Source organism: Streptomyces fildesensis, from assembly GCF_016107395.1.
In the GTDB taxonomy this organism is placed as follows: Bacteria; Actinomycetota; Actinomycetes; order Streptomycetales; family Streptomycetaceae; genus Actinacidiphila; species Actinacidiphila fildesensis.
The window spans coordinates 16,004-42,977 of record NZ_JAAIKO010000044.1 but is presented as its reverse complement, the minus strand read 5'-3'; the positions used below and the strand labels follow the sequence as shown (position 1 = coordinate 42,977).

27 protein-coding genes and 1 pseudogene are annotated in these 26,974 nt (G+C 70.5%); 17 read left to right on the top strand and 11 right to left on the bottom strand.

The genetic code is table 11. The features are described from left to right. The first annotated feature begins 22 nt into the window (after positions 1 to 22). The 3 genes and pseudogenes from C6N31_RS35230 to C6N31_RS35220 all read left to right on the top strand — a co-directional run. Entirely contained in the window at positions 23 to 517 is a 495-nt protein-coding gene (locus C6N31_RS35230) for a DUF3145 domain-containing protein (protein ID WP_138356757.1), read from the top strand. Positions 518 to 580: 63 nt separating this feature from the next. Then, positions 581 to 1,456: an NAD(P)-dependent oxidoreductase gene (locus C6N31_RS35225; protein WP_138356758.1), complete on the top strand. Its 876-nt coding sequence runs from the start codon at positions 581 to 583 to the stop codon at positions 1,454 to 1,456. 68 nt (positions 1,457 to 1,524) lie between these two features. Beyond that, positions 1,525 to 1,926 (top strand): annotated as a pseudogene (locus C6N31_RS35220) (3-oxoacyl-[acyl-carrier-protein] synthase III C-terminal domain-containing protein); the annotation flags it as partial. A 94-nt stretch (positions 1,927 to 2,020) separates the two neighbouring features. Here C6N31_RS35220 and C6N31_RS35215 read toward each other — a convergent pair. The 5 genes from C6N31_RS35215 to C6N31_RS35195 form a co-directional block, all read right to left on the bottom strand. After that, positions 2,021 to 3,283, bottom strand: a complete 1,263-nt coding sequence (locus C6N31_RS35215) for a beta-ketoacyl-[acyl-carrier-protein] synthase family protein (RefSeq protein WP_138356759.1) — start codon at positions 3,281 to 3,283, stop codon at positions 2,021 to 2,023. Between the two features lie 59 nt (positions 3,284 to 3,342). Beyond that, the gene (locus C6N31_RS35210; RefSeq protein WP_138356760.1) at positions 3,343 to 3,591 is read right to left on the bottom strand and encodes an acyl carrier protein; all 249 of its coding nucleotides are present in this window, start codon (positions 3,589 to 3,591) and stop codon (positions 3,343 to 3,345) included. 68 nt (positions 3,592 to 3,659) lie between these two features. Next, the gene (locus C6N31_RS35205; protein WP_164294046.1) at positions 3,660 to 4,673 is read right to left on the bottom strand and encodes a ketoacyl-ACP synthase III; all 1,014 of its coding nucleotides are present in this window, start codon (positions 4,671 to 4,673) and stop codon (positions 3,660 to 3,662) included. Beyond that, positions 4,670 to 5,665 carry an ACP S-malonyltransferase gene (locus tag C6N31_RS35200; RefSeq protein ID WP_138356762.1) on the bottom strand — a complete coding sequence of 332 codons (996 nt, stop codon included), beginning with the start codon at positions 5,663 to 5,665 and terminating at the stop codon, positions 4,670 to 4,672. Before C6N31_RS35200 ends, C6N31_RS35205 begins: the two co-directional genes overlap by 4 nt. A gap of 89 nt (positions 5,666 to 5,754) precedes the next feature. Next, on the bottom strand, positions 5,755 to 6,969 hold the full coding sequence (locus C6N31_RS35195; protein WP_381588799.1) for a PucR family transcriptional regulator: 1,215 nt from the start codon (positions 6,967 to 6,969) through the stop codon (positions 5,755 to 5,757). 53 nt (positions 6,970 to 7,022) lie between these two features. Here C6N31_RS35195 and C6N31_RS35190 point away from each other — a divergent pair, with 53 nt between their 5' ends. Beyond that, entirely contained in the window at positions 7,023 to 7,682 is a 660-nt protein-coding gene (locus C6N31_RS35190; RefSeq protein WP_138356764.1) for a pirin family protein, read from the top strand. A 47-nt stretch (positions 7,683 to 7,729) separates the two neighbouring features. On the opposite strand, the gene C6N31_RS35185 is transcribed toward C6N31_RS35190, so the two are convergent. Continuing rightward, on the bottom strand, positions 7,730 to 8,545 hold the full coding sequence (locus C6N31_RS35185) for a serine hydrolase domain-containing protein (RefSeq protein WP_138356765.1): 816 nt from the start codon (positions 8,543 to 8,545) through the stop codon (positions 7,730 to 7,732). A gap of 78 nt (positions 8,546 to 8,623) precedes the next feature. Here C6N31_RS35185 and C6N31_RS35180 point away from each other — a divergent pair, with 78 nt between their 5' ends. Beyond that, positions 8,624 to 9,100 carry a MerR family transcriptional regulator gene (locus C6N31_RS35180; RefSeq protein WP_138356766.1) on the top strand — a complete coding sequence of 159 codons (477 nt, stop codon included), beginning with the start codon at positions 8,624 to 8,626 and terminating at the stop codon, positions 9,098 to 9,100. 5 nt (positions 9,101 to 9,105) lie between these two features. Continuing rightward, on the top strand, positions 9,106 to 10,158 hold the full coding sequence (locus tag C6N31_RS35175) for an aldo/keto reductase (protein ID WP_138356767.1): 1,053 nt from the start codon (positions 9,106 to 9,108) through the stop codon (positions 10,156 to 10,158). Here C6N31_RS35175 and C6N31_RS35170 read toward each other — a convergent pair. Then, the gene (locus C6N31_RS35170; RefSeq protein ID WP_198359017.1) at positions 10,136 to 10,861 is read right to left on the bottom strand and encodes a DUF4429 domain-containing protein; all 726 of its coding nucleotides are present in this window, start codon (positions 10,859 to 10,861) and stop codon (positions 10,136 to 10,138) included. The two genes, C6N31_RS35175 and C6N31_RS35170, sit on opposite strands and share 23 nt — an antisense overlap. 107 nt (positions 10,862 to 10,968) lie before the next feature. Beyond that, the gene (locus C6N31_RS35165; RefSeq protein ID WP_244809164.1) at positions 10,969 to 12,174 is read right to left on the bottom strand and encodes an alpha/beta hydrolase; all 1,206 of its coding nucleotides are present in this window, start codon (positions 12,172 to 12,174) and stop codon (positions 10,969 to 10,971) included. Positions 12,175 to 12,469: 295 nt separating this feature from the next. Between C6N31_RS35165 and C6N31_RS35160 the strand changes: the two genes are divergently transcribed. Together C6N31_RS35160 and C6N31_RS35155 are read left to right on the top strand one after the other, a co-directional pair. Next, positions 12,470 to 12,829 (top strand): peptidase inhibitor family I36 protein, encoded by a 360-nt coding sequence (locus C6N31_RS35160; RefSeq protein WP_138356769.1) that lies wholly within the window; start codon positions 12,470 to 12,472, stop codon positions 12,827 to 12,829. Between the two features lie 64 nt (positions 12,830 to 12,893). After that, positions 12,894 to 13,151 (top strand): small hydrophobic protein, encoded by a 258-nt coding sequence (locus tag C6N31_RS35155; protein WP_138356770.1) that lies wholly within the window; start codon positions 12,894 to 12,896, stop codon positions 13,149 to 13,151. A gap of 96 nt (positions 13,152 to 13,247) precedes the next feature. On the opposite strand, the gene aceE is transcribed toward C6N31_RS35155, so the two are convergent. Continuing rightward, positions 13,248 to 15,980 (bottom strand): pyruvate dehydrogenase (acetyl-transferring), homodimeric type, encoded by a 2,733-nt coding sequence (gene aceE / locus C6N31_RS35150; RefSeq protein WP_138356771.1) that lies wholly within the window; start codon positions 15,978 to 15,980, stop codon positions 13,248 to 13,250. 381 nt (positions 15,981 to 16,361) lie between these two features. Between aceE and C6N31_RS35145 the strand changes: the two genes are divergently transcribed. The 6 genes from C6N31_RS35145 to C6N31_RS35120 all read left to right on the top strand — a co-directional run bounded on the left by C6N31_RS35145 (position 16,362) and on the right by C6N31_RS35120 (position 20,735). Beyond that, a complete protein-coding gene (locus tag C6N31_RS35145) occupies positions 16,362 to 16,802 on the top strand; it encodes a DUF3052 domain-containing protein (RefSeq protein WP_138356772.1) in 441 nt (146 codons plus the stop codon). A 124-nt stretch (positions 16,803 to 16,926) separates the two neighbouring features. Beyond that, positions 16,927 to 17,385, top strand: a complete 459-nt coding sequence (locus C6N31_RS35140; RefSeq protein ID WP_138356773.1) for a peroxiredoxin — start codon at positions 16,927 to 16,929, stop codon at positions 17,383 to 17,385. Between the two features lie 98 nt (positions 17,386 to 17,483). Next, positions 17,484 to 18,059, top strand: coding sequence for a TerD family protein (locus C6N31_RS35135; RefSeq protein WP_138356774.1), 576 nt, complete (start codon positions 17,484 to 17,486; stop codon positions 18,057 to 18,059). Positions 18,060 to 18,144: 85 nt separating this feature from the next. After that, the gene (locus tag C6N31_RS35130; RefSeq protein WP_138356775.1) at positions 18,145 to 18,720 is read left to right on the top strand and encodes a TerD family protein; all 576 of its coding nucleotides are present in this window, start codon (positions 18,145 to 18,147) and stop codon (positions 18,718 to 18,720) included. 49 nt (positions 18,721 to 18,769) lie between these two features. Further along, on the top strand, positions 18,770 to 19,912 hold the full coding sequence (locus C6N31_RS35125) for a DUF475 domain-containing protein (RefSeq protein WP_138356776.1): 1,143 nt from the start codon (positions 18,770 to 18,772) through the stop codon (positions 19,910 to 19,912). An 88-nt stretch (positions 19,913 to 20,000) separates the two neighbouring features. Beyond that, positions 20,001 to 20,735, top strand: a complete 735-nt coding sequence (locus C6N31_RS35120) for a TerD family protein (RefSeq protein ID WP_138356777.1) — start codon at positions 20,001 to 20,003, stop codon at positions 20,733 to 20,735. 67 nt (positions 20,736 to 20,802) lie between these two features. Here C6N31_RS35120 and C6N31_RS35115 read toward each other — a convergent pair whose 3' ends face one another. After that, the gene (locus tag C6N31_RS35115) at positions 20,803 to 21,645 is read right to left on the bottom strand and encodes a TerD family protein (protein ID WP_138356778.1); all 843 of its coding nucleotides are present in this window, start codon (positions 21,643 to 21,645) and stop codon (positions 20,803 to 20,805) included. 177 nt (positions 21,646 to 21,822) lie between these two features. Here C6N31_RS35115 and C6N31_RS35110 point away from each other — a divergent pair, with 177 nt between their 5' ends. From C6N31_RS35110 to C6N31_RS35100, 3 genes are read left to right on the top strand one after another with little or no spacing between them, the layout of a single operon-like run. Then, on the top strand, positions 21,823 to 22,989 hold the full coding sequence (locus tag C6N31_RS35110; RefSeq protein WP_138356779.1) for an HpcH/HpaI aldolase/citrate lyase family protein: 1,167 nt from the start codon (positions 21,823 to 21,825) through the stop codon (positions 22,987 to 22,989). 44 nt (positions 22,990 to 23,033) lie between these two features. Continuing rightward, positions 23,034 to 25,454, top strand: coding sequence for a phosphoribosyltransferase (locus C6N31_RS35105; RefSeq protein ID WP_138356780.1), 2,421 nt, complete (start codon positions 23,034 to 23,036; stop codon positions 25,452 to 25,454). After that, entirely contained in the window at positions 25,451 to 26,296 is an 846-nt protein-coding gene (locus C6N31_RS35100) for an HAD family hydrolase (protein ID WP_138356781.1), read from the top strand. The genes C6N31_RS35105 and C6N31_RS35100 overlap by 4 nt, the downstream gene beginning before the upstream one ends. Before the next feature lie 25 nt (positions 26,297 to 26,321). Here C6N31_RS35100 and C6N31_RS35095 read toward each other — a convergent pair whose 3' ends face one another. Further along, positions 26,322 to 26,948, bottom strand: coding sequence for a nucleoside/nucleotide kinase family protein (locus C6N31_RS35095; RefSeq protein ID WP_198359016.1), 627 nt, complete (start codon positions 26,946 to 26,948; stop codon positions 26,322 to 26,324). Positions 26,949 to 26,974 lie beyond the last annotated feature (26 nt).

Below are 26,974 nucleotides of genomic sequence, written 5' to 3'. Positions count from 1 at the left end.
TCGTCCCACACTGGAGGTACCGGTGACGACACGTGGAGTTCTGTACGTTCACTCCGCACCGCGCGCGCTGTGCCCGCACGTCGAATGGGCTGTCGCGGGCGTCCTCGGCGTGCGCGTAAGCCTCGACTGGATCCGCCAGCCCGTCTCACCGGGCACCTGGCGGGCCGAGTTCTCCTGGCAGGGGGAGCCCGGTACGGCCTCGAAGCTGGCGTCCGCCCTGCGCGGCTGGCACCTGCTGCGCTTCGAAGTCACGGCCGAACCCTGCCCGGCCGCCGAAGGGGAGAGATACAGCTGCACCCCCGAACTCGGCATCTTCCACGCCGTCACGGGCATGCACGGCGACATCCTCATCCCCGAGGACCGGCTCCGCGCCGCGCTCCAGCGGGCCCGCACCGGTGAGGCGGATCTGGAGACCGAGGTCGGCAGGCTGCTCGGCAAACCGTGGGACGACGAGCTCGAACCGTTCCGGTACGCGGGCGAGGGCGCACCGGTGCGCTGGCTGCACCAGGTCGTGTGACGCCCCCTCACGTTCCGCCCGCGCCCTTGCCGTAGGTCCCGTCGCGGGGTCTAACGTGCCGGTATGGACGACACACTTTCCGTAGCGGTGCTCGGCACCGGCCTCATGGGCGCGGGCATGGCGCGCAACCTCGCCGCCGCCGGGCTCGAAGTGCGCGCCTGGAACCGCACCCTCGCCCGCGCCGAGCCGCTGGCCGCCGCCGGAGTGCACATCACCGGCGACCCGGTCGAGGCGGTCCGCGGCGCGGACGCCGTCGTCACCATGCTGCTCGACGGCCCGTCCGTGCTCCGGACGATGCGGGAGGCGTCCCCCGGGCTGCGCGAGGGTGTGGTGTGGGCCCAGATGTGCACCGTGGGGCCCGACGCGCTGGCACCGCTGGCGGCCCTGGCCCGCGAGCGTGGCGCGCACTTCGTCGACGCGCCCGTGCTCGGCACCCGGTCGGCCGCGGAAGCGGGTCAACTGACGGTGCTGGCGGCCGGCCCGGAAGCCGCCCGGCCGGTGGCGGGCCGGGTCTTCGACGCCGTCGGGCGCAAGGTCCTGTGGCTGGGCGACGACGGCGGGAAGGGAGCGGCCAGCAGCCTCAAGCTGGTTCTCAACAGCTGGGTGCTGGCGGTCACCAACGGCGCGGCCGAGGCGATGGCCCTGGCCAAGGGCCTGGACGTGGACCCCCGGCACTTCTTCGAGGCGCTCGACGGCGGCCCGCTCGACCTGCCGTATCTGCGTCTGAAGGCCGAGGCGATGCTCAGTGGTGACTTCGCACCGAACTTCACGGTCGACGGCGCGCTGAAGGACGCCCGGCTCATCGTCGCCGCCGGCGAGGCGCACGGCGTCCAGCTGGACGTGGCCGCGGCGGGCGCGGAGCGCTTCAGCCGCGCGGCCGGCCAGGGGCACGGCGGCGAGGACATGGCGGCCTCGTACTTCGCGAGCTTCGACACGTAGCGGCCGGTACCTCGCTCAGTTCGCGGCGGGTCCGTCCAGCAGCCGCGCCACCGCGCGGCGGGCGCGGCGGCTCCGACCCCGCCCGCGGGGACGCCGTCCGCCTCCAGGACGACTGGCAGCCGCGCTTCCGGCAGAACGGCCAGACCGTCTTCCGCTGGGCCACCACCGAGTTGGCACCCGTCGCCGTCGAGGCCTGCCGCCGCGCCGGCCTCACCCCCGCGGACCTGGGCGGTATCGTCACCCACCAGGCGAACCTGCGGATCATCGACTCGCTGGTGCGCCAACTGGATGCCCCGCAGGCCGTCGTGGCCCGCGATGTCACGGTCTCGGGCAACACGTCCGCCGCCTCGATCCCGCTGGCGCTCTCCAAGCTCGTCGAGGACCGCACGATCCCGCGGGGCGCCCCGGTGCTGCTGCTGGGCTTCGGCGGCGGTCTCTCCTGGGCCGCTCAGGTCGTGGCCTGCCCGTAAGGACGTCGCCTGCCCGTGAACGGGCGCCTGACGCGAGAACGGCCTGTTCCCCGGTCGGCGGACCGGGGAACAGGCCGTTTCGGCGCTGTGGCTGTCAGACGGTGCGGAACGCCAGGACGACGTTGTGACCGCCGAAGCCGAACGAGTTGTTGAGGGCGATGACCGGTCCCTCCGGCAGCGGCTTCGCCTCGGTGGAGACCAGCTTCGCGTCGACCTCGTCGTCCAGCTCGACAATGTTGATCGTCGGCGGGGCGAGGCGGTTGTGGAGCGCGAGCACGGTGGCGACGGACTCGATGCCGCCCGCGCCGCCGAGCAGGTGCCCGGTCATCGACTTCGTGGCGGAGATCGCGATGTGGTCCAGCTCGTGGCCCAGCACCTTGGCGAGCGCCTTGACCTCGGCGACGTCACCCTGCGGGGTCGAGGTGGCGTGCGCGTTCAGGTGCATGATCTCGGAGGTGTTCAGACCGGTGGAGGCGATCAGGTGCTCCAGCGCGGCGGAGATGCCGCGGCCGGTCGGCTCGGGCTGGGCGATGTGGTGGCTGTCCGCGGACAGGCCCTGGCCCAGCGCCTCGCAGTAGACCTTGGCGCCGCGCTGCGCGGCGTGCTCGGCCGACTCCAGGACGATGACGCCCGCGCCCTCACCGAGGACGAAGCCGTCACGGCCCTTGTCGTACGGGCGCGAAGCGCCGTGCGGGTCGTCGTTGTTCTTCGACATCGCCATCATGTTGGCGAAGGCGACGATCGGCAGCGGGTGGATGGCCGCCTCGGTGCCGCCCGCGACGACCACATCGGCGCGGCCGGTGCGGATCATCTCGATGGCGTAGCCGACCGCTTCCGCGCCGGAGGCGCACGCGCTCACCAACGAGTGAACGCCGGCCCGCGCGTTGACCTCGAGGCCGACGTTGGCGGACGGGCTGTTCGGCATGAGCATGGGAACGGTGTGCGGGGAGACCTTGCGGACGCCCTGCTCCTTGAGCACGTCGTACTGGCCCAGCAGCGTCGTGACGCCACCGATGCCGGAGGCGACGACGGTGCCGAGCCGGTCCGGGTCGATCGAGGAGTCCTCGCCGGCCTTGGCGGTGAAGCCCGCGTCGGCCCACGCCTCACGGGCCGCGATCACCGCGAACTGCGCCGAGCGGTCCAGCTTGCGCAGCAGCGGGCGCGGCAGGATCTCCGACGGTTCGACGGCGATCTGACCGGCGATGCGGACCGGCAGCTCAGCTGCCCAGTCCTGCTCCAGGGCGCTGATACCGGAACGTCCGGCGACCAGGCCTTCCCAGGTCGACGCGCTGTCGCCACCCAGCGGTGTGGTTGCGCCGATACCGGTGACGACCACGGTGCGATTGGTCGAGTTCACAGGAATGTCTCTCCACGTATAGAAGGGCGGGCGACAGACACGTCGTCCCAGGGGGTATGTCAGGCCTGGTTCTTGAGGATGTAGTCGACGGCGTCGCCGACGGTCTTCAGGTCCTTGACGGCGTCGTCCGGGATCTTGGTCTCGAAACGCTCTTCAGCGGCCACGACGACCTCGACCATGGACAGGGAGTCGACGTCCAGGTCGTCGGTGAAGGACTTCTCCGTCTGGACGTCCTCGACCGGGATGCCGGCGATCTCGTTGACGATCTCGGCGAGGCCTTCGAGGATCTCTGCCTGGGTGGCGGCCATTACGGCGCTCCTTATGTGTTGCGGGGGAGTGCGGCGTGCGGGACTGCGGCGCCGCGAAGGGGTTGTGACTAGGGGAGAGTAACCACAGTTGCGGCGTACACGAGACCCGCCCCGAAGCCGATGAGCAGGGCGGTGTCGCCGCTCTTGGCCTGGCCGGTGGCCAGCAGCCGCTCCATCGCCAGCGGGATGGAGGCCGACGAGGTGTTGCCGGTGGTCTCGATGTCGCGGGCGATCGCGACATGCTCCGGCAGCTTCAGTGCCTTGATCATCGAGTCGATGATGCGCATGTTCGCCTGGTGCGGGATGAACACATCGAGCTGTTCCGCGGTGATCCCGGCGGCGTCCAGCGCCTGCTGGGCCACCTTGGCCATCTCGAAGACCGCCCAGCGGAAGACCGTCTGGCCCTCCTGGCGCAGCGCCGGGAACTTCCCCGTCTCCGGCTGGCCGCCGGCGCGGAAGACCTCCCACGAGTCGGTCTGGGCGATCACATCGGACTTGTCGCCCTCCGAGCCCCAGATCGAGGGGCCGATGGCGGGCACGTCGGACGGGCCGACCACGACCGCGCCGGCGCCGTCGCCGAAGAGGAAGGCGGTCGCCCGGTCGGTCAGGTCGGTCAGGTCGCTCAGCCGCTCGACCCCGATCACCAGCACGTTCTTGGCGCTGCCGTCGGTGACCATGCCCTTGGCGAGCGTCAGCCCGTAGGCGAAGCCGGCGCAGGCCGCGGAGATGTCGAACGCGGCGGCCTTGCCCGCGCCGAGCCGGAACGCGATCTCGGTCGCGATGGCCGGGGTCTGCTTGAAGTGCGAGACGGTCGCGACGATCACCGCGCCGATGTCCTCGGCCGACAGACCCGCGTCCGCGAGCGCCTTGCCCGAGGCCTCGATCGACATCTCGGCGACGGTCTCCGACTCGTTCGCCCAGTGGCGCGTGGAGATGCCGGAGCGGGAGCGGATCCACTCGTCGCTGGAGTCGATCGTCTCCAGGATCACCTCGTTGGGGACCACCCGGGTCGGCCGGTAGCCGCCGACCCCGCGAATCCGCGCGTACGGGGCACCCTGGCTGGGCTGGATCTTCGCCGTCATGTCTGGGGTGACTCCTCTTCGGCCGCGGGATGGATGAGCGGCAGGGACGCGCCGCCGGCGTCCGGGTCGCCGTGCTCGGCGACGATCGCGCGAGCCGCGTCGATGTCGTCCGGGGTCTTCAGGGCCAGCGTCTTGACGCCCGGCAGCGCGCGCTTGGCCAGGCCGACCAGCGTGCCGGCCGGCGCCATCTCGATGATGGCGGTGACGCCGAGCTCCTTGAACGTCTCCATGCACAGGTCCCAGCGGACCGGGTTGGAGACCTGCTGGACCAGCCGGCGGACGATCTCGTCGCCACTGCCGACGACCTGGCCGTCGGCGTTCGACACATAGCGGATACCCGGATCGTGCACGGTCACACCGGGCACGAGGGCCTCCAGCGCGGACACCGCGGGAGCCATGTGGTGGGTGTGGAACGCGCCGGCCACCTTCAGGGCGATGACGCGGGCCTTCTCGGGCTTGTCCTCGGCGAGCGCGGCCAGCTGCTCCGCGGTACCGGCGGCGACGATCTGTCCGCCGCCGTTGATGTTCGCCGGGGTCAGGCCGAGCTTCTCCAGGTGGGCGAGGACCTCTTCGGGGTCGCCGCCGAGCACCGCGGACATGCCGGTGGTGGTGACGGCCGCGGCCTTGGCCATGGCCAGTCCGCGCTGTCGCACCAGGGCCATCGCCGATTCCGCGGTGATCACCCCGGCACCGGCGGCGGCGGTGATCTCACCGACGCTGTGTCCGGCGACCGCGCCGACCGCGCGCCGGCCGTCGGCCGGGTGCGGGAACAGCGACAGGGCCGAGACCAGTCCTGCGGCCACCAGCAGCGGCTGGGCCACGGCGGTGTCGCGGATCTCGTCCGCGTCGGCCTTCGTGCCGTAGTGGACAAGGTCGAGCCCCGCCACCGCGGACCACCAGTGAAGGCGGTCGGCGACGCCGGGAAGGTCGAGCCAAGGAGTCAGGAAGCCGGGCGTCTGGGCACCCTGGCCGGGAGCGACGAGTACGAGCACGTACACACTCTCTCTCGCGGGCGGGTCTCACCGCCCGTGGGGACAGGGACGAAGAACTGCTGGACGATTTGTTGGTGTCCAACAAAAACTCAGGGTGATTGATCGGCGGCGGACAGTCGTCCCAGGATGAGGGCGATGCGCAGCGTGAACGCCGAACGTACGTCGGAGGGCGACCATCCGGTGACATCCGTCACACGTCGCAGCCGGTAGCGGACGGTGTTTGGGTGAACGAACAACATCCGCGCGGCCCCTTCGAGCGACGAGGCCTGTTCGAGGTAGACACTCAGCGTTTCGAGGAGCGCGGAGCCCGCTTCCTCCAGCGGTCTGTAGATCTCCTCCACCAGCTGTTCACGCGCGTAACGGTCGCCGGCCATCGCACGCTCGGGCAGCAGGTCGTCCGAGACGACCGGCCGGGGCGCGTCCGGCCAGGCGGCGCACGCCTTGAGACCGGCGGCGGCGGCCTGTGCGGAACGGGTGGCGGACAGCAGGTCCCCGACGACCGGTCCGGCCACCACGGGGCCCGCCGCGAACGGGGCGATCAGTGATTTCGCGACCTTGAGCGGCTCGCCCTCACCGCCCGCGATCACCACCAGCCGCTCACCGAGCACCCCGGTGAGCACCTGCAGCTTCGCGTGCCGAGCGGCCCGCCTGATGGCCTCCACCGTCAGCTCGCTGTCGCCGTTCGGCGCGGTCCCGAGCACCACCACGATCTTGTCGGGCGAACTCCAGCCCAGCGCCGCCGCGCGCGACAGCACCCCCTCGTCCGCCTCACCGGACAGCACCGCGTTGACGACCAGCGACTCCAGGCGCGCGTCCCACGCGCCCCGGGCCTCGGCCGCCTGCGCGTACACCTGGGCGGTGGCGAACGCGATCTCCCGGGCGTAGACCAGCAGCGCCTCGCGCAGCACGGACTCGTCACCGGGCGCCGCCACCTCGTCGATGGCCGCTTCCATCACCTCGATGGTGGTGCGCACCATCTCCACGGTCTGCCGCAGCGAGATCGCCCGGGTCAGCTCCCTGGGCGCGGTCCCGAACACATCCGTGCTGATCGCCTGCGGCGCCTCGGGATGCCGGAACCACTCGGTGAACGCCGCGATGCCTGCCTGCGCCACCAGCCCGATCCAGGACCGGTTCTCCGGTGGCATCGCCCGGTACCACGGCAGCTGCTCATCCATCCGGGCGATGGCGTTCGCCGCGAGCCGGCCGGACGACTTCTCCAGTCGGCGCAGCGTCGCGGCGTGCTCAGCGCGGACGGGCTTTTTCGGGGGCTGCGGAGTGTCGGGCACGGGACAAGACTGCCTTATCCCCGGGGGCGCACGGCGCCGGGGTGCGCGCCGGTCGCTTGTACGGTGGCGGAATGATCGACGTTCGGCGCGGTGCGCAGCGGTACGCCGGGGGTGATCCCGCCGCGGGGATCGAGACCCTCCACGCGTTCTCGTTCGGCTCCCACTACGACCCCGGCAACCTGCGCTTCGGGCCGCTGATGGCGTGCAACGAGGAGCGGCTGGCGCCCGGCGCCGGCTTCGCGGAGCACCCGCACGGGGGAGTCGAGATCGTGACGTGGGTGATCGAGGGCGAGCTGGGGCACCGGGACTCCGCGGGCCACGAGACCGTGGTGCGGGCCGGCGAGGCACAGCTGCTCAGCGCCGGCGACGGCGTCCGCCACGTCGAACGCAACGCCGGGGAGAGCCCGCTGAGGTTCCTTCAGATGTGGCTGGAGCCCGCGGTGTTCGGCGGCGGCCCGCGCTACGGCGTCGAACACGGCACGCCCTTCGTCCCGCTCCGGCAGCCGCACGCGGCACTGTCCGTCGGCCGCGGCCCGGGCGAACTGCCGGCCGCGCCCTTCGTCTACGTGCACGTGGTGCGCGGCAGCGTCCGGCTGGCCGACGAGACCCTCGAAGCGGGCGACGCGGCGCGCATCACCGATGAGGAGGGGCTTCTGGTGCAGGCGGCGGCGGGCCCGGTGGAGTACCTCGTCTGGGAGATGCGTCCGGTGCCGCGCGACCCGGCGGACTAGGGCGCGTGCCAGGCGTCGTGGGCCAGGCGGGACTTTCGCGACACGCCCTAGGCCCGCAGCTCCGCGAGGACCGCGTCCGTCAGCGCCGGCCACAGCGGGACCGCCCATTCGCCCCAGGCGCGGTCGGTGAGGCAGACGCACGCGGCGCCCGCGTCCGGGTCGACCCACAGGAAGGTCCCGGTCTGGCCGAAGTGCCCGAAGGTGCGCGGGCTGGAGGCGGAGCCGGTCCAGTGCGGGGTCTTGGAGTCCCGGATCTCGAAGCCGAGCCCCCAGTCGTTGGGGTTCTGGTGGCCGTAGCCGGGCAGCACGCCCTTGAGGCCGGGGAAGACGACGGACGTCGCCTCGTCGAGGGTCGACGGGTGCAGGATGCGCGGCGCCTGCAGTTCGGCGGCGAAGCGGACGAGGTCCTCGACGGTGGAGACACCGTCGGCGGCGGCCGAGCCGGGCAGCGTGGTGGCGGTCATCCCCAGCGGCTCCAGGACGGCTTGGCGCAGGTACTCGGGGAACGGGATGCCGGTGGCCTTGGCGATGTGGTCGGCGAGCACCTCGAACCCGGCGTTGGAGTAGAGCCGGCGGTCACCGGGCGGCGCCATGACGCGGTGCTGGTCGAAGGCCAGCCCCGAGGTGTGGGAGAGCAGATGGCGCACCGTCGAGCCCTCGGGGCCCGCCGGGTCGTCGAGCTCGAAGACACCCTCCTCGCAGGCGACCAGCGCCGCGTAGGCCGTCAGCGGCTTGGTGACGGACGCGAGCCGGAACGGCTCACCGACCGGGCCGTGGGTCCCGGCCACCGTGCCGTCCCGGCGGACGACGGCCGCGGCCGCCGTGGGGACGGGCCAGTTCCGGATCTCACGCAAGCTCTCCATGGGGCGAGCGTAACGCGGCCGGAAAAGATCTCCTGAGGCGCTTGCTTCGAGTGCACTCCAAGTCCGTAGCGTAGGGGCATGACCGTAACGCAGGTGGCTGTGACGAAGGTGGCGAGGACCAGGGCCGGCCGGATCGCCAGCTGTGACGACCAGGCCTCGATTCTGCGGCCCGACGGGCAGGACCAGTACACGATCAGCGAAGTGGTCACGGTGACCGGGCTGAGCGCGCACACCCTGCGCTGGTACGAGCGGATCGGACTGATGCCGCACGTCGACCGCTCCCACACCGGGCAGCGCCGCTACACCAACCGCGATCTGCATTGGCTGGCCTTCGTCGGCAAGCTCCGGCTGACCGGGATGCCGGTCGCGGACATGGTCAGGTACGCGGAGATGGTGCGCGAGGGCGAGCAGACCTTCGCCGCGCGGCAGGAGCTGCTCGTGGCGCACCGTGAGGACGTGCACCGGCGGATCGCCGAGCTGCAGGACACCCTCGCGGTACTGGACTACAAGATCGACATGTATGGGGGCGCCCAGCGGGCGCCGGAGAGGGTCTGACCCTGATGAGCGACAACGCGAGCACCGAGAACGGCACGGAAGCCGGCACGGAAATGATCGACACCGTACGGCTGGGCACGGACGGACCGCTGGTCGGCGTCCAGGGCCTGGGCTGCATGGGCATGAGCGAGTTCTACGGCGAGACCGACGTGGACGCGGCGCGGGCGACGCTGGAAGCGGCCCTCGAGGCGGGCGTCACGCTCTTCGACACCGCCGACGCCTACGGCTCGGGGGCGAACGAGGAGTTCCTCGCCCCGTTCGTGAAGGCGCACCGGGACGGGATCACGCTGGCGACCAAGTTCGCCATAGAGCGCAGGGCGGACGACGCGACGTACCGCGGCGTCCGCAACGACCGGGCGTACATCCGGCAGGCCGTCGAGGGCAGCCTGCGCCGGCTGGGCACGGACGTCATCGACCTCTACTACATGCACCGCCGTGACCCGGGCGTCCCGTTCGCGGAGTCCGTCGGCGCGATGGCCGAGCTGGTCGCGGAGGGCAAGGTCCGGTACCTGGGTCTGTCCGAGGTGACGGGCGCGGAGCTGCGCGAGGCGCACGCCGTGCACCCGATCGCCGCGCTGCAGTCCGAGTGGTCGCTGTTCAGCCGGGATGTGGAACGCAGCGCGGTACCGGCCGCCGCCGAGCTGGGCGTGGCCTTCGTGCCGTACTCACCGCTGGGCCGGGGCTTCCTGACCGGCTCGTTCCTGGACGCCACGACGGATCTGAGCGGTGGCGACTACCGGCAGCACCAGCCCCGGTTCACCGGTGAGAACGCCAAGCGGAACGCGGATCTGCTGGACCCGGTCCGCAAGGCCGCCAAGGCGCACGGGGCGACGCTCGGCCAGATCGCGCTCGCCTGGGTGCAGCAGCGGGCCCAGGTGCACCAGCTGACGGTGGTGCCGATCCCGGGCACCCGCAAGGTCAGCCGCGTGCTGGAGAACACCGGGGCGACCCGGATCACTCTCGACCGGATCGAGCTGGAGTGGCTGGAACCGATCGCCGAGCACGTCGCGGGCGACCGCTACCCGGACATGAGCTCTACTTCCGCCGCGCGCGAGTAGCCGTCTGCACGGCGGCCAGCACGGACGCGGCGAACGGCAGCGATTCATGGACCTGCCCGTAGCCGAGCCCGAAGACCACCGCGGCCGGGTTCTGGTCGGGGTCGCCGGGGTGTTCGGTGTCGTCGTTCGGCCGCAGCCGCAGATAGCCGTGCAGCAGCTCGGGGGAGCGCCAGTCGACCCCGCTCAGGCCGGCGACCGGGAAGTGCTGGTCGCCGGCCTTCCACTTGGCGGTCGAGGCGCCCGTCCAGAACCAGCGGAAGGACACCGTGCGGCCGTCGAAGGCGGCCCTGGCGTCGTACGCCTTGAACGACTGCGGCCCGGTGGGCGCGGCGACCAGGAAGCGGTCGGCCGGTTCGCCGGTGTCGTTGTCGGAGACCGCGACCCGTAGCTCGTCCGTGTAGTACTCGGCGAGGGTCTCGCGGTCGGCCGGCAGCACCAGCCGGTAGGGGTCCGCGGAGTCCTTCAGCTGCCCGCCCGCCGCTTCCATCAGGGGATCGGCGCCAGGCCGGGGCAGGGCGCGCAGCACGACCGTGCCGCGCTTGCCGGGAACGAGCTCGACGCCGGTCAGCGCGGCGTACGGGATCCGGCGCTCGCCGAGCGTCTGGAGCAGCTTCGAATTGCGCACCCCGCGCTCGTACCGGATGACCACGGCATCCGTGTCGAACTCCCACACGGCGTTGGATCCGGCCAAAACGTCACCCATGTGGCTCATCGTAGGGCCGAATGTGGGATCAACTGCCGAACCGGCCGCAAAAACGCGCGTGGGGTGGTTCCGGGCGCCAGGCCCGGAACCACCCCTGCGACTCCGGCTCAGCCCTGGCCGAGGCCCGACGCGCAGTCCTCGCGGTTCGGCGCACACTGCACCGCGCCGTACTGGCCGAGGGCGATGTCGGTGAAGTTCGCCAGGCTCTCGGTGTCGGGAGCGAAGTAGCCGGGGTGCCCCAGTGCGCCCTCGGTACCGACCACACGGGCCCCGAAGGACGCCGAGACCGGGTCGGCGCCATGCCCGAGGCCGGCGATCTCCAGGTGCGGCACCTCGCCGATCCAGTCGCTCGGATCGCGGGCGGCCCACACATTGGCGGAAGTGTGCAGCTGCGCGGCGCGGCTCACCCGCATCCCGGGGCTGCCGAAGACGGTGATGTCGGAGATCTTCTCCGACGGCAGGCCAGGAGCGGCCACACCGCAGAGCACCGAGCCGTACGAGTGGCAGAACAGCGAGATGCGCGCGGTGGACGGCAGCGCCTCGACCAGCGAGTTCAGCCGGACCGCGCCGTTCTCCGCCAGCTCGCCGGTGGAGGCGTCGAGACCGACACCCGACGGCGTCGTGTAGTTCGCCCAGGCGATCACCGCGGTGTGCGCGGACGGGTCCTGGGCGCGTTCGGCCGAGTACAGGGCGCGCGCCATGCCGACCGGGGCCGCGTACGACTTCGCGGTGCGTTCGAACGTGCTGATGTCGGTGTCCACACCCGGCACGACCACGGCCACCCGGTCGGCGGTACCGAGATCACCGAAGACCTCGGCGGCCCGGCCGGCTCCGGTCGGGTCGAAGGCGAGGATCTGCCGGCCGTCGCTCAGCAGCGAGGCGTAGCGGTGGGCGCGCTTGTCCGCGTCCTTGCGGCCTGCCGGTGTGAGCAGCGAGCTGTGCGAGCGGGCGATCTCCGTGACGCGCGTCTGGGCGAGCGCCACCCGGTTGGCGAGATAGCGCACGCTCACCGGCGCGCCGTCCAGGTTGCCGACGACGAGCGGGTAGCGGTTGGCGAGCTGCCGGGTCTGGCCCGCGGTCAGCGTCGCGAAGAAGTGCGCTATCGAGTCGGCACCGGCCGAGGCGCTGGGCAGCTTGTGCCCGGCCACCGAGCCGTGCAGCCACGACACCAGTGCCGCCGCCCGCGGATCCTCGGCGCCCTTGTGCGGCCGGATGGCGGTCCAGCCGGTGGTCGCGAGCATGACGAAGATGACGGCCAGGGCCAGCAGGGCCCGGATGGACGTTGCATTGAAGCGCTCATCGAATGGGGTCACTCAGTATTGCCTCGCGAAATCGTCCCGGACGCGCACGCCGGCCCGGTCCGTCGGCAGAAGGTGCGCGGGGGGTGTGGTGGCCCCTCGGAGGTTTGCGGTATCTCCGCCAGCGTAGAAGACGCAGGGCCATGCCTGAGCCAAGGGTGACTCAAGTCACGTTTCGAAAGTGACTGTACGGGCCAAGCGACTGGGGCGGCCGTTACCGGTGGGGCGGGCCGTGCGCAATCCCCCTATCAGGGGGAACGTGTCCGGCCGCTCTTGTGGGCGCCGCGCCGGCCGCACCAGCCTGAGCCGCATGAACACGATCCTCACCGCCGCCGCCCTGGCCGCCGCGCTGCTGCCCGTCACCGCCCTCGCCCCGGCCTCCGCCGCGTCCTCCGGGGCCTGCGATCCGGGCCAGCTGTGCCTGTGGGGCAAGGCCGGCTACAGCAGCGCCCGGCAGGCCCATGAACTCGCCGACACCGGCATCGACAACTGCGTGCCGCTCCCCGCGGGCACCCCCGCCCGCTCCTTCGTCAACCGGATCGGCCGGCCGGTCACCACCTACCAGAGCGCGGAGTGCGCCACCGAGGCCGAGTTCGACACCTATCCGACGGGTACCTGGGTGCCCGAATCCCGTTACACCGTCCGGGCGTTCAAGGTCTGGGAGAACTGACACCGCATGGGCGGCCGGGGGCGGGGAACACGAACGGCGAGCCCCGAAACCTTACGGAGGGACGATGGCCACCCGAACCCGCACCCGTACCCGTATGCGTTCCCGCAGCCGGTCCGACATCGGAACGATCGCCGTCGTCGGCGCCGTCTGCGCCGTCGTCGGCTTCTTCGTCCTGGGGATCGTCCTCGGACCCCTCGCGATCATCTTCGGCTGGCTCGCCATGGGCCGCAGCTGGCGTGGCGCGAAGTCGATCCCCGCGGTCGTCGCCGTCGTCCTCGGCGCCTTCGACACCGTCGTCGCCGTCCTCTGGCTGGCGCAGTAGCCGGTCCGGAAGCCGAACGAAAACGCCGGGCCCGCACCACGGAAAGTGGTGCGGGCCCGGCGTTCGAAACGTGAGACGTACCGCCTCGGGGCTATCTCAGGCGTCGCCGCCCGCGGCGCCGGGGTCGGCCGCCGAGACGTCGAGCAGCTGGTAGCGGTCCACGGCCTGCTTGAGCACCGAACGGTCGACCTTGCCGTCACGGGCGAGCTCGGTGAGCACCGCCAGGACGATCGACTGGGCGTCGATGTGGAAGAAGCGACGGGCCGCGCCACGGGTGTCGGCGAAACCGAACCCGTCGGCACCCAGCGACTGGTACGTGCCCGGCACCCAGCGCGAGATCTGGTCCGGCACCGCGCGCATCCAGTCCGAGACCGCCACGAACGGGCCCTGCACACCGGCGAGCTTGCTCGTGATGTACGGGACGCGCTGCTCCTCCTCGGGGTGGAGCAGATTGTGCTCCTCCACCGCGATGGCGTCCCGACGCAGCTCGTTCCACGAGGTGGCCGACCAGACGTCCGCCTTGACGCCCCAGTCCGCCGCGAGGATCCGCTGCGCCTCGACGGCCCACGGAACCGCCACACCCGACGCCAGGATCTGCGCCGGAACGGTGCCCTCGGTGCCCTCCGCGTACCGGTACAGGCCCTTGAGGATGCCTTCGGCGTCCACATCGGCCGGCTCGGCCGGGTGCTGGATCGGCTCGTTGTAGACGGTCAGGTAGTAGAAGACGTCCTCGGCGTTCTCGCCGTACATCCTCTTCAGACCGTCCTGCACGATGTGCGCGATCTCGAAGCCGAACGCCGGGTCGTACGCGACGACGGCCGGGTTGGTCGAGGCGAGCAGCTGCGAATGGCCGTCCGCGTGCTGCAGGCCTTCACCCGTAAGGGTGGTCCGGCCCGCGGTCGCGCCGAGCACGAAACCACGCGCCAGCTGGTCCGCCATCTGCCAGAACTGGTCACCGGTGCGCTGGAACCCGAACATCGAGTAGAAGACGTAGACCGGGATCAGCGGCTCGCCGTGCGTGGCGTAGGCCGAGCCCGCCGCGATCAGCGAGGCCGTACAGCCCGCCTCGGAGATGCCGTCGTGCAGCATCTGGCCGGTCGGCGACTCCTTGTACGCGAGAAGCAGATCGCGGTCGACCGCCTCGTACTGCTGGCCCAGCGGGTTGTAGATCTTCGCCGACGGGAAGAACGCGTCCATACCGAAGGTGCGGTACTCGTCCGGGGCGATCAGCACGAAACGCTTGCCGATCTCCTTGTCCCGCATGAGCTCCTTGAGGATGCGGACGAACGCCATGGTGGTGGCGATCGACTGCTGACCGGAGCCCTTCTTGGCCGGCGCGTACGCCTTCTCGTCCGGCAGCGGCAGCGGCTTCGCGCGCACCACACGGGTCGGCACATAGCCACCGCACGCCTTGCGGTGGTCGTGCATGTACTGGATCTCTTCGGAGTCGCGACCCGGGTGGTAGTACGGCGGGTAGCCCTCGTCGAGCTGCTTGTCCGTGATCGGGATGTGCAACCGGTCGCGGAAGCGCTTGAGGTCCTCGGTCGTGAGCTTCTTCATCTGGTGGGTCGCGTTGCGGCCCTCGAAGTTCGGACCGAGCGTCCAGCCCTTGATGGTCTGGGCGAGGATCACCGTCGGCTGGCCCTTGTGGGCCTTGGCCGCCGCGTACGCCGCGTAGACCTTCTTGTGGTCGTGACCACCACGGCCGAGGTGCAGGATCTGCTCGTCGGTCATGCCTTCGACCATCTTGCGCAGCCGCTGGTCGTCACCGAAGAAGTGCTCACGGATGTAGCCGCCGGTCTCGGTGGCGTACGTCTGGAACTGTCCGTCCGGCGTGGTGTTCATCTTGTTGACCAGGATGCCGTCGCGGTCCTGGGCGAGCAGCGGGTCCCAGCTGCGGTCCCAGACCAGCTTGATGACGTTCCAGCCGGCGCCGCGGAACTGCGACTCCAGCTCCTGGATGATCTTGCCGTTGCCGCGCACCGGCCCGTCGAGGCGCTGCAGGTTGCAGTTCACGACGAAGGTCAGGTTGTCCAGACCCTCACGGGCGGCGATCGACAGCTGGCCGAGCGACTCCGGCTCGTCCATCTCCCCGTCGCCGAGGTACGCCCATACGTGCGACTTGGAGGTGTCGGCGATGCCGCGCGCCTCCATGTAGCGGTTCATCCGCGCCTGGTAGATCGCGCCGAGCGGGCCGAGGCCCATCGAGACGGTCGGGAACTCCCAGAAGTCCGGCATGAGCCGGGGGTGCGGGTAGCTGGACAGGCCGTACGGGGCCTTCGACTTCTCCTGGCGGAACGCGTCGAGCTGCTGCTCGGAGAGCCGGTCCAGAAGGAAGGCGCGGGCGTAGATACCCGGGGAGGCGTGGCCCTGGAAGAAGATCTGGTCGCCGCCGTCGCCCTCGTCCTTGCCCCGGAAGAAGTGGTTGAAGCCCACGTCGTAGAGGGAGGCGGAGGAGGCGAAGGTGGCGATGTGGCCGCCGACGCCGATACCCGGGCGCTGTGCGCGCGACACCATGACCGCCGCATTCCAGCGGGTCGCGTTCAGGACCTTCCGCTCGATCTCCTCGTTGCCGGGGAAGAACGGCTCGTCCTTGGTCGCGATGGTGTTGATGTAGTCCGTGCTGCGCATCTCGGGCACCGCGACACGCTTCTCGCGGGCGCGCTCGATGAGGCGGAGCATGAGGTAGCGGGCACGCTCACGGCCGCGTTCGTCGATAGCCGCGTCGAGCGAGTCGAGCCATTCCGCCGTTTCCTCGGGATCAAAGTCCGGGACCTGGCTGGGAAGGCCGCCAATGATGATCGGGTTGCGATCGGATCCGGAAGCCACGCTGTTCCTTCGCTACTAGGTCTTGCTCTGCTGGGTCGCGCCGCCTCCATCGTGTACCGCGTCGCCAGAAACGTCATCTCTACTGAGCGGTAACTGCCACTCCGTGAGACGGAGAGGTGCGCAGCGAAGCAGGCCTACGAGAGGCCAAATCAGAACTCTACGCCCACTCGGACGTACGACCGACCCCAGGCTTCATTCGTGCACAACCCCGGCAAACCGGCGTGATCTGCGTCACGATTGGACGTGCGGGTTGCGGTGACACGTCACCGTTTAGGCGGTCTCGGCGGCCGGGTACTTGCGCGATCCGCCGCGTCCGTGTGGACTACCGCCAATAACCCCGCACAGGCGCGGGGAGTTTCCCCCCATGACAGGAGGCAAAGCGTGAGCGCGACCGCGGACCACGCGGAGGACCGGACCAACCCGGCTAGCCGGCTTGGATTCGAACCCGGACAGGTGGTCCAGGAACTCGGGTACGACGACGACTGCGACCAGGAGCTCCGAGAAGGTATCGAGGAGCTCACGGGCGAAGAGCTCGCCGATGAGGACTACGACGACGTGCCCGACGCCGTCCTGCTGTGGTTCAGGGAGGACGACGGCGACCTCACCGACACCTTGGTCGACGCCACGTCGACGATCGACGACGGCGCCCCGATCTGGCTGATGACCCCGAAGACCGGCCGTGAGGGCCACGTCGAGCCAAGCGAGATCGGCGAAGCAGCCCAGACCGCAGGTCTGGCCCAAACCAGCACAGTCAACGCCGCCAAGGACTGGTCGGGCAGCCGCCTGGTCACTCCGAAGACGGCCCGGGCCGCAAAGCGGTAGCTCTACCGGACCCTGCTCCGCGCCCCCGTCGACCTCGGTCGCCGGGGGCGCGGTGCGTTCGGCTCCGGACGGCAGTGACAGACTGTCCGTGACCTTTCCGGTACCGAGACGAGGATGTGCCCGCATGGCGATCGAGGTCGGCAGCAAGGCCCCGGACTTCGAGCTGAAGAACCAGCACGGCCAGACCGTGCGGCTCTCCGACTTCCGCGGCGAGAAGAACGTCGTGCTGCTCTTCTACCCGTACGCCTTCACCGGCGTCTGCACCGGTGAGCTCTGCGCCCTGCGCGACGAACTGCCGACGTTCCAGAACGACGACGTCCAGCTCCTCGCCGTCTCCTGCGACGCCCCGTTCTCGCTGCGCGTCTTCGCCGAGCAGGAGGGCCTGGGATACCCGCTGCTCTCCGACTTCTGGCCGCACGGGGACGCCTCGCGCGCCTACGGCGTCTTCGACGAGGAAAAGGGCTGCGCGGTCCGCGGCACCTTCGTCATCGACAAGGACGGCCTCGTCCGCTGGACCGTCGTCAACGGCCTTCCGGACGCCCGGGACCTCAATGACTACGCAAAGGCTCTCGAAGACCTGTAGCCGACGGGAACCGCTCACTAAGCTCAACGCGTTGATCTGTGTACCGCACGACGGGGGCGAGGGTACTGCCTGATACCCCATGACCGTATGGAGGACTCGTGGGAGTCAGCCTCAGCAAGGGTGGCAACGTCTCACTGACGAAGGAGGCCCCGAATCTCACGGCGGTCATCGTCGCTCTGGGATGGGACGCCAGGACCACCACCGGCGCCGATTTCGACCTGGACGCCAGCGCACTGCTGGCCAGCCCCGAGGGCAAGGTCATCTCCGACGCGCACTTCGTCTTCTTCAACAACCTCAAGAGCCCGGACGGCTCGGTCGAGCACCTCGGTGACAACCTCACCGGCTCGGGCGACGGCGACGACGAGGTCATCAAGGTGAACCTGGCCGGAGTCCCGGCCGATGTCGCCAAGATCGTCTTCCCGGTCTCGATCTACGAGGCCGAGAGCCGTCAGCAGAGCTTCGGCCAGGTCCGCAACGCGTACATCCGCGTCGTGAACCAGGCCGACAACAACGAACTGGCGCGCTACGACCTCACCGAGGACGCCTCCACCGAGACCGCCATGGTCTTCGGTGAGCTCTACCGCAACGGCGCGGAGTGGAAGTTCCGCGCCATCGGCCAGGGCTACGCCTCCGGACTGCGCGGCATCGCGCAGGACTTCGGCGTCAACGTCTGAACCCCTCGCGGCGCCGCACACCCGGCAGGGCGTGCGGCGCCGTGCACGTACCGACCTCAGCACGCACGGGGAGGAAGCGAAAACCATGGGCGTCACGCTCGCCAAGGGGGGCAATGTCTCCCTCAGCAAGGCCGCACCGAATCTCACCCAGGTGATGATCGGCCTCGGTTGGGACGCGCGCTCCACCACAGGAGCGCCGTTCGACCTCGACGCCAGCGCCCTGCTGTGCGCCAACGGCCGGGTACTCAGCGACGAACACTTCGTCTTCTACAACAACCTCAAGAGCCCCGAGGGATCCGTCGAGCACACCGGTGACAACCTCACCGGCGAGGGCGAAGGGGACGACGAGGAGATCCTCGTCGACCTCACCAAGGTTCCCGAGCGCGTCGACAAGGTCGTCTTCCCCGTTTCCATCCACGAGGCCGACAGCCGCGGCCAGACCTTCGGCCAGGTCAGTAACGCCTACATCCGCGTCGTCAACCAGTTCGACCAGGCCGAGTTGGCCCGCTACGACCTCTCCGAGGACGCGTCCAGCGAGACCGCAATGATCTTCGGCGAGCTGTACCGCTACAACGGCGAGTGGAAATTCCGTGCAGTAGGCCAGGGGTACGCGTCAGGACTGCGAGGCATCGCCCTAGACTTCGGGGTCAACGTTTCGTAAAGCCGCGCCCTGCGCGGGGGATCTCTCGTAGAGAAGGACTGGGTAGCCCGTGCTCCTCAAGACATTTGGCTGGTCGTTCGGCATCACTGCCGCCGGCCTGGCCTTGGCTGGGTACCTCTGGGGGTGGGAGGGGCTCGCGGTGGTCGCGATCCTCTCGGTCCTGGAGATCTCCCTGTCATTCGACAACGCGGTGATCAACGCCGGGATCCTCCGGAAGATGAACGCCTTCTGGCAGAAGATGTTCCTCACCGTCGGCATCCTGATCGCCGTCTTCGGTATGCGGCTGGTGTTCCCGGTCGTCATCGTCTCCATCACCGCCAAGCTCAGCCCGGTCGAGGCGGTCGACGTCGCGATCAACGACCCCGACCGCTACGAGGCGCTGGTCACCGGCGCGCACCCGTCGATCGCGGCGTTCGGCGGGATGTTCCTGCTCATGATCTTCCTCGACTTCATTTTCGAGGAGCGGGACATCCGGTGGCTCGGCTGGCTGGAGAAGCCGCTGGGCAAGCTCGGCAAGCTGGACATGCTCTCCGTCGTGATCGCCATGGTCGTGCTGCTCGTCGCCGCGACCACGGTCGCCACCAGTGTTCCGGTGCACGGCGGGGACGGGACGATCGACAAGGCCGCGACGGTGCTGCTGTCCGGGATCGCCGGGCTCATCACGTATCTGGTCGTCGGCGGGATCTCCGGCTACTTCGAGGACCAGCTGGAGGAGGCCGAGGACGACGCGGACGAGGAGGCCGAGGCGGGCGCCAAGAAGGGCAGCACCGCGGCCGTCGTCGGGCTGGCCGGCAAGGCCGCGTTCTTCATGTTCCTGTACCTCGAGGTCATCGACGCGTCGTTCTCGTTCGACGGTGTCATCGGCGCGTTCGCCATCACCAACGACATCTTCGAGATGGCGCTCGGCCTCGGTATCGGCGCCATGTACATCCGGTCGCTGACCGTGTACCTGGTCCGCAAGGGCACCCTGGACGACTACGTGTACCTGGAGCACGGCGCGCACTACGCGATCGGCGCGCTGGCGGTCATCCTCCTCGTCACGATCAAGTACGAGATCAACGAGGTCATCACCGGCCTCGTCGGCGTCGTGTTGATCGCTGCTTCCTACTGGTCCTCGGTGGTGCGAAACCGGCGGATCGGGGAAAACTCAGAGGGGTCGAACGATACGGCGGAAGTCTCATCCGGGGTCTGACAGCTCTGACAGTCTGAACCCCGGAGCGAGAAGTCCCGCCCCCCGCCGATCCGGCGGGGGGCGGTGTCCGTTCAGGGGAGGGGTAGTCATGGCCTGGTGGAAGTTCCTGCGGCCCAGTGGCGCGACGCAGTTCGACGTCGCCAACGCGCACACCGTGGAGCTCACGAAGCGGCACCCCATGGTGTCGCTGAGCAAACAGGGCGCGGCCGTCGGCAACCTGCGGATCAACCTTTCCTGGGAAATGCGCACTTCGGACACCGGCGGGTGGAACAAACAGGGCGGCGGCGGGCTGTTCAGCCGCCGGATGAACCTGTTCAAGCCGGAGATCGTGCAGGCGGCGGGGCCGGCGATGGTCAATGTCGACCTGGACCTGGCGTGCATGTACGAGCTCGCCGACGGGACGAAGGGCGTCGTCCAGCCGCTCGGCAACTTCCTGGGCGACCTGAACGAGCCGCCGTACGTCAAGCTCAGCGGCGACGACCGGTTCGGCGGCACCTCGGGCGAGACGATCTACATCAACTTCGACAAGCGGGACGAGTTCGTCCGGCTGCTGGTGTTCGTCTACATCTACGACGGCACACCCGCCTTCGACCGCACCCACGCCATGGTCACGCTCTTCCCCAGCTCGGGTCCGCGGATCGAGATCCCGCTGAGCGAGCGCGAGCCGCAGGCGCGGTCCTGTGCGGTGGTGCTGATCGAGAACCGCAAGGGTGAGCTGATGGTGCGGCGCGAGGTGAAGTACGTCTACGGGTTCCAGGCCGAGATAGACCGGCTGTACGGCTGGGGCCTGCAGTGGGGCCGGGGCTACAAGACCAAGGTGTGACGGCCCGCCGATGGCAGGACGCCGTCCCGGGCCGGTGCCAGGGCCGGCCCCGGCCCCCGGGCGGCGTCTAGCGGCGGCCGGTCTGGAACTGGGGGCCCTGGGGAGGCAGCACGAAGCCGGGGGAGGCCGCCACCGGCTGCGGGTAACCGTAGGCCGGTGCGGCGGGCTGGGGGCGCTGCTGCGGCGGCTGGGGGTACCCGTAGGCGGGCTGGGCCGGTACGTGGCCGGGAGCGGGCTCCGGGAGCGGGTAGCCGTACGCGGAGGTGGCCTCGGGCTCCGGGACGGCGGGCGGCGCGTGCACGGGCCCGCGGGAGCCCGCGGCGGGGCCGGAGCCGGGGTCCGCGCCGGATTCCGCCTCGTCATCGACGGCGATGCCGAATTCGGTGGCGAGGCCGACGAGGCCGGTCGCGTAGCCCTGGCCGAGCGCGCGGAACTTCCACGTGGTGTCGCGGCGGTACAGCTCGCCGCAGATCAGCGCGGTCTCGTCGCCGGTGTCGGGGGTGACGTCGAAGGTGGCCAGCGGGGCGGAGCCGGCGGCCGCACCGGTGTCGAAGAGCAGAACGTGCAGGTCGGGGACCTGCCCGAAGGAGCCGCCGTCGGCGGACGCGGCGATGACGACGCGGGCCACGGAGGCGTCCAGCGACGTCAGATCCACCTCGACGGTGTCGGTGAGACCCTCGGCGACCCGCTTCTTGGGCAGGTGCCGGGCGAGCCCTGACGGATGCCTCGGCTCGTTGTAGAAGACGAAGTCCGCATCGGAGCGGACCCGGCCGTCCGCGCCCAGCAGCAGGGCCGAGGCGTCGACGTCGGGGACACCGGCGCCGGGGCTCCAGCGCAGCACCGCCCTGATCCCCAGGACGTCCAGGGGGATGTTCGAGCCCTTCACCATCGCGTGCGTCATGGCGGTCATCCTGCCTTCCCGGGTGCGCGGGCCACAACGCAGGGGACTGGACGCGCCGTGAGCGGTCATACGACGGACGTGCGGGGGTTACCTGATTTTCACGCACGGGGGGAACGTCAGTCGTGTGACCGCACGTACGATAATCCGCCAGATGCTATTCGGTCAGCCATGCATAAAAGGGGGCATATGCGCCACTTCGGACACCTTGCGACGGACGTACGGAACGACCTGTTCCACCGCGAGCCGCAGGAATTCACCGCGGACTCTTCCGCCAACACGCTCTCCGTCGCCCTGGGCGCGACCCTCTACAGCCCGGCGACCCGGCCGCACCTGGCCGACGACGTACTGAAGCAGGCCGCGCACGGTGTCGTGTCCATGGTGCTGTGCCTGGAGGACTCGATAGACGACCGCGAGGTCGTCGACGCCGAGGCCAATCTGGTCCGGCAGTTCGCCGAGCTCGACCGGCGGCAGGGCGCCGGCGACCCTCCGCTGCTGTTCATCCGGGTCCGGACCCCGGCGCAGATCGTCGACCTGGTGCAACGGCTCGGTGACACCGTGCGACTGCTGTCCGGATTCGTACTGCCGAAGTTCACCGAGGAGAGCGGCGTCCCCTTCATGGAGGCGCTGGCCGTCGCGGAGTCCGCCTGCGGCCACCGGCTCTTCGCCATGCCGGTCCTGGAGTCCCCGCAGCTGATGCACCTGGAGAGCCGCGTCGAGACGCTCTCCGGGATCTACCGCACGGTCGACAAGTACCGGGACCGCGTGCTGGCGCTGCGGCTGGGCGTGACGGACTTCTGCTCCTCGTACGCGCTGCGCAGGGCGCCCGCGATGACGGCGTACGACGTCCAGATCGTCGCCTCGGTGATCGCCGACGTCGTCAATGTCTTCGGCCGGGCCGACGGGACCGGGTTCACCGTGACCGGGCCGGTGTGGGAGTACTTCCGGCACCACGAGCGGATGTTCAAGCCGCAGCTGCGCCGCAGCCCCTTCACCCCGGAGGCGGAGGACCTGCGCACCGCGCTCATCGAGCACGACATGGACGGGCTGCTCCGCGAGATCGAGCTGGACCGGGCCAACGGCCTGCAGGGCAAGACCTGCATCCACCCCACCCATGTGTTCCCCGTGCACGCGCTGAACGTGGTCACGCACGAGGAGTACAGCGACGCCGCCGACATCCTCCACGAGGACCGCACCGGCGGCGGGGTCCTGCGCTCCTCGTACACGAACAAGATGAACGAGGTGAAGCCGCACCGGGCCTGGGCCGAGCGCACCATGCGCCGCGCCGAGATCTTCGGGGTGGCCCGCGCCGACATCGGCTTCGTGGAACTGCTCGCGGCCTGTCTGCCGTCCTGATCAACGCCGCGTTTGTTTTGCCGCACAGAAGTGAGAACCACCGCATGGCAGCAACACCGACATGGTCCGGCCAGTGGGTCGCCGACCGGCTGGACATCGCCCTCGAAGGGGAGGGGCTGAGCGAGCTGCTCGGGCTCGCGCTGCGGGACAACCCGAAGCGCGCGCACCTGCTGGTGTCGAACGTGCTGGGCAAGCACGTTCCCCAGCACCCCTTCGACGTCCACACCGCCGGGTACGGCCTCGGCCGCCGGGTGCGGGAGCTGCTCGGTGACGAGGAGGCCGCGCGGTCCGTCGTGCTCGGCTACGCGGAGACCGCGACGGGCCTGGGGCACGCGGTGGCCGACGGGGTCGCCCTCGCGCCGTATCTGCACTCGACGCGGCGCTTGGTCGCCGGGGTCGCGGCGGCCGGCGGCTTCGAGGAGGAGCACAGCCACGCGACCGGTCATCTGCTGCTGCCGGCGGATCCAGGGCTGCTGACCGGGGACGGGCCGCTGGTGCTGGTCGACGACGAGTTCTCGACCGGTCAGACCGTCCTCAACACGATCAGGGACCTGCACGCCCGCCACCCGCGCGCCCACTACGTGGTCGTCGCGCTCGTCGACATGCGGTCGGACGCGGACCGGGAGCGGCTGACGGAGTTCGCGGCCGGGCTCGGCGCGCGCATCGACCTGCTGTCGCTGGCGTCCGGCACGGTCCGGCTGCCGGAGGGCGTGCGGGAACGCGGCCAGGCGCTCGTCAGGGCGAGCGTCACCCCGCCGCCCGCGCCCGCGACGGCGTACGAGGCGGTCCGGGTGGACCTCGGCTGGCCCCAAGGGCTGCCGGACGGTGGACGGCACGGCTTCACGCCCGCGGACCGGGAGCGGCTGGAGGCGGCGCTGCCGTCGATGGCCGAGGCGGTCCGCCTGGCGCTCCCGGCGCAGGACCCGCGCCGCATCCTCGTCCTCGGCAACGAGGAGCTGATGTACGCGCCGCTGCGGCTCGCCCAGGAGATCCAGGACGGGACCGGTGCCGAGGTCCGGTTCTCCACCACCACCCGCTCGCCCGTGCTGGCCGTGGACGACCCCGGCTATGCGATCCGCAGCCGGATCGTCTTCCCCGCGCACGACGACCCCTCCGACGGGCCCGGCCCGCGCTACGCCTACAACGTCGCGGGCGGCGGCTTCGACGTGATCGTCGCCGTCGTGGACTCGGCGGGGGACACCCCGGCGCTGCACGCGCCCGACGGGCTGCTCGCGCATCTCGCGGCTCACACCGGGCAGGTACTGCTCGCGGTCGTGCCCGCGTACCAACCGAACGGACAGGTTCAGCAGATGGCCCAGACCCCCACGCTTCCCTCCCCCCTGCGCGGTCCGGCGTTCTCGTCGTACGCGGCGGACGAGGTCGGGTGGTTGCTGAAGGACCTGTCGGACGTCGAGCTGGAGGCGCCGACCGAGGAGCGCGAGGAGGCGATCCAGAGCGGTGGGGCGCACTACGCGGAGTCGCTGCCGGTGGAGTACCAGCCGAGCGAGGCGTACCAGGCGCTGTTCCGCGCCGCGCTGGACACCTCGGCCGACCGGATCGCGCGGGCGGTGGGCACCGTCACCGAGCTGGTGCTCGCCGAGCGCGGCCCGGACGCCGTACTCGTCTCGCTGGCGCGCGCCGGCACCCCGGTCGGGGTGCTGATGCGCCGCTGGGCGCGGCACGCGCACGGCCTGGACCTGCCGCACTACGCCGTGTCGATCGTGCGCGGCCGGGGCATCGACACCACCGCGCTGCGCTGGCTGGCCGAGCACCACGACCCGGAGCAGGTCGTCTTCGTCGACGGCTGGACCGGCAAGGGCGCGATCACCCGGGAACTGGCCGAGGCCGTCAAGCCGTTCGGGAACTTCGACCCGGACATCGCGGTGCTCGCGGACCCGGGCGGCTGCGTGGGCACCTACGGCACCCGTGACGACTTCCTCATCCCCTCCGCCTGCCTCAACTCCACCGTCTCCGGGCTCATCTCGCGCACCGTGCTGCGCGCGGACCTGATCGGGCCCGACGAGTTCCACGGCGGGAAGTTCTACCAGGAGCTGGCCGGCGCGGATGTCTCCGGGCTCTTCCTGGACACGGTGACGGCCCGCTTCGACGACGTCGCCGACGCGGTCGCCGAGGACGTGAAGGCACTGCGGTCGCAGGACCGCAGCCCCACCTGGGAGGGCTGGGCCGCCGTCGAGCGGATCAGCGAGGAGTACGGCATCGGGGACGTGAACCTCGTCAAGCCCGGTGTCGGCGAGACGACGCGGGTGCTGCTGCGCCGCGTCCCGTGGAAGATCCTGGCGCAGCGCGGCGCCGGCGCGGACCTGGACCACGTCCGGCTGCTCGCCGAGCAGCGCGGGGTGCCGGTGGAGGAGGTGGACGGGCTGCCGTACTCGTGTGTCGGCCTGATCCACCCGCGGTTCACCAGAGGCGCCACCGGTACCGACGGCAAGGCGGTCGCCCGATGAGCGCCGGATTCCGTACCCTCGCCGCCAGCGACCTGGACCGGACGCTGATCTACTCCTCGGCCGCGCTCGCGCTCGGCATGCCCGACGAGCAGGCGCCGCGGCTGCTCTGCGTCGAGGTGCACGAGGCGAAGCCGCTGTCGTTCCTGACGGAGACGGCCGCCGCGCTGGTGCAGCGGCTGGCCGCCGAGGCGGAGTTCGTGCCGGCCACCACCCGGACGCGCAAGCAGTACCGGCGGATCAGTCTGCCGGGCCCGGTACCGCGATTCGCGATCTGCGCGAACGGCGGCCATCTGCTGGTCGACGGCCGCACCGACCAGGACTGGAACGCCGAGATGCGCCGCCGCCTCGCGGACGGTTCGGTGCCGCTGGCCGAGGTGCGCGCGCATCTGGCGCGGGTGACGGACCCGGCGTGGCTGCGCAAGGAGCGGGTGGCCGAGGACCTGTTCGCGTATCTCGTGGTGGAGCGGTCGCTGCTGCCCGAGAACTTCGTGAAGGACCTCACCGAGTGGGCCGACAGCCGCGGCTGGACGGTGTCGCTGCAGGGCCGGAAGATCTACACGGTCCCCAAGCCGCTGCGCAAGAGCGCGGCGCTCGAGGAGGTCGTCCGGCGGACCGGTGCCGACCAGGTGCTGGCCGCGGGCGACTCCCTTCTGGACGCCGATCTGCTGATGGCCGCCGACGCCGGCTGGCAGCCGGGGCACGGCGAACTGGCGGACAGCGGCTGGCGGGCGCCGCATGTGACGCCGCTCGCCACGGTGGGTGTCGCTGCGGGCGAGGAGATCCTGCGGCGGATGCTCGCGCAGGTCGCGGCCGGCGCGGAGGACGGTGCCGCGGCCGCCTGACACCGCTCTCGGCGTAGGCCGTTGGTCACTCCCTGGTGGTGACCACCCGGTTGCAGTTGGCGCGGGCGGCCTCGACCCGGTCCGCGTTGGGGCGCTCGCTGGACGCTATGAAGGCGTGCGCCTCGGGTTCGCTGCGCCCGCCGCGGATGTGGCGGCGCAGCAGCCGGCGCTCGCGTACCGCCTGCGGGGCGTCGACGAACCACAGTTCGTCGAGCAGATCGCGTACCGCCTCCCAGCCCGGCCCGTCGTCGGCCAGGTAGTTCCCCTCCGTGACGATCAGCCGCACCTGCGGGAGGACGACCAGGCCCGCGGCGATCGGCTCCTCCAGCCGGCGGTCGAACTCGGGGACGTAGACGGGGCGTTCATGGCTGGAGCGCAGCCGGCGCAGCAGCTGGACGTAGCCGTCGACGTCGAAGGTGTCGGGCGCGCCCTTGCGGCCGGCCCGGCCCAGCCGTGCCAACTGGGCGTTGGACAGATGGAAACCGTCCATCGGGACGTACGCCGCCATGTCCGCGCCGAGCCGCGCGTTGACCCCGCCGACCAGCCGGCGGGCGAGGGTGGACTTGCCCGCGGCGGGCGCGCCCGCCATCCCCAGCAGGGCCCTGCGGCCTGGAATGCTGGGCACAAGGGCGATGGCGTCATCGACGAGCATGCCCGTCACCTTAAGCGTCCATCCGA

Coding starts and splice junctions, on each gene's coding strand:
- C6N31_RS35170 (WP_198359017.1), bottom strand. CDS start 10,861: ATGGGTGACGTTTTGGCCGGATCCAACGCCGTGTGGGAGTTCGACACG.
- C6N31_RS35115 (WP_138356778.1), bottom strand. CDS start 21,645: ATGACCGCCATGACGCACGCGATGGTGAAGGGCTCGAACATCCCCCTG.
- C6N31_RS35130 (WP_138356775.1), top strand. CDS start 18,145: ATGGGCGTCACGCTCGCCAAGGGGGGCAATGTCTCCCTCAGCAAGGCC.
- C6N31_RS35155 (WP_138356770.1), top strand. CDS start 12,894: ATGGCCACCCGAACCCGCACCCGTACCCGTATGCGTTCCCGCAGCCGG.
- C6N31_RS35100 (WP_138356781.1), top strand. CDS start 25,451: ATGAGCGCCGGATTCCGTACCCTCGCCGCCAGCGACCTGGACCGGACG.
- C6N31_RS35105 (WP_138356780.1), top strand. CDS start 23,034: ATGGCAGCAACACCGACATGGTCCGGCCAGTGGGTCGCCGACCGGCTG.
- C6N31_RS35225 (WP_138356758.1), top strand. CDS start 581: ATGGACGACACACTTTCCGTAGCGGTGCTCGGCACCGGCCTCATGGGC.
- C6N31_RS35210 (WP_138356760.1), bottom strand. CDS start 3,591: ATGGCCGCCACCCAGGCAGAGATCCTCGAAGGCCTCGCCGAGATCGTC.
- C6N31_RS35160 (WP_138356769.1), top strand. CDS start 12,470: ATGAACACGATCCTCACCGCCGCCGCCCTGGCCGCCGCGCTGCTGCCC.
- C6N31_RS35180 (WP_138356766.1), top strand. CDS start 8,624: ATGACCGTAACGCAGGTGGCTGTGACGAAGGTGGCGAGGACCAGGGCC.
- C6N31_RS35175 (WP_138356767.1), top strand. CDS start 9,106: ATGAGCGACAACGCGAGCACCGAGAACGGCACGGAAGCCGGCACGGAA.
- C6N31_RS35205 (WP_164294046.1), bottom strand. CDS start 4,673: ATGACGGCGAAGATCCAGCCCAGCCAGGGTGCCCCGTACGCGCGGATT.
- C6N31_RS35185 (WP_138356765.1), bottom strand. CDS start 8,545: ATGGAGAGCTTGCGTGAGATCCGGAACTGGCCCGTCCCCACGGCGGCC.
- C6N31_RS35190 (WP_138356764.1), top strand. CDS start 7,023: ATGATCGACGTTCGGCGCGGTGCGCAGCGGTACGCCGGGGGTGATCCC.
- C6N31_RS35120 (WP_138356777.1), top strand. CDS start 20,001: ATGGCCTGGTGGAAGTTCCTGCGGCCCAGTGGCGCGACGCAGTTCGAC.
- C6N31_RS35095 (WP_198359016.1), bottom strand. CDS start 26,948: ATGCTCGTCGATGACGCCATCGCCCTTGTGCCCAGCATTCCAGGCCGC.
- C6N31_RS35110 (WP_138356779.1), top strand. CDS start 21,823: ATGCGCCACTTCGGACACCTTGCGACGGACGTACGGAACGACCTGTTC.
- C6N31_RS35140 (WP_138356773.1), top strand. CDS start 16,927: ATGGCGATCGAGGTCGGCAGCAAGGCCCCGGACTTCGAGCTGAAGAAC.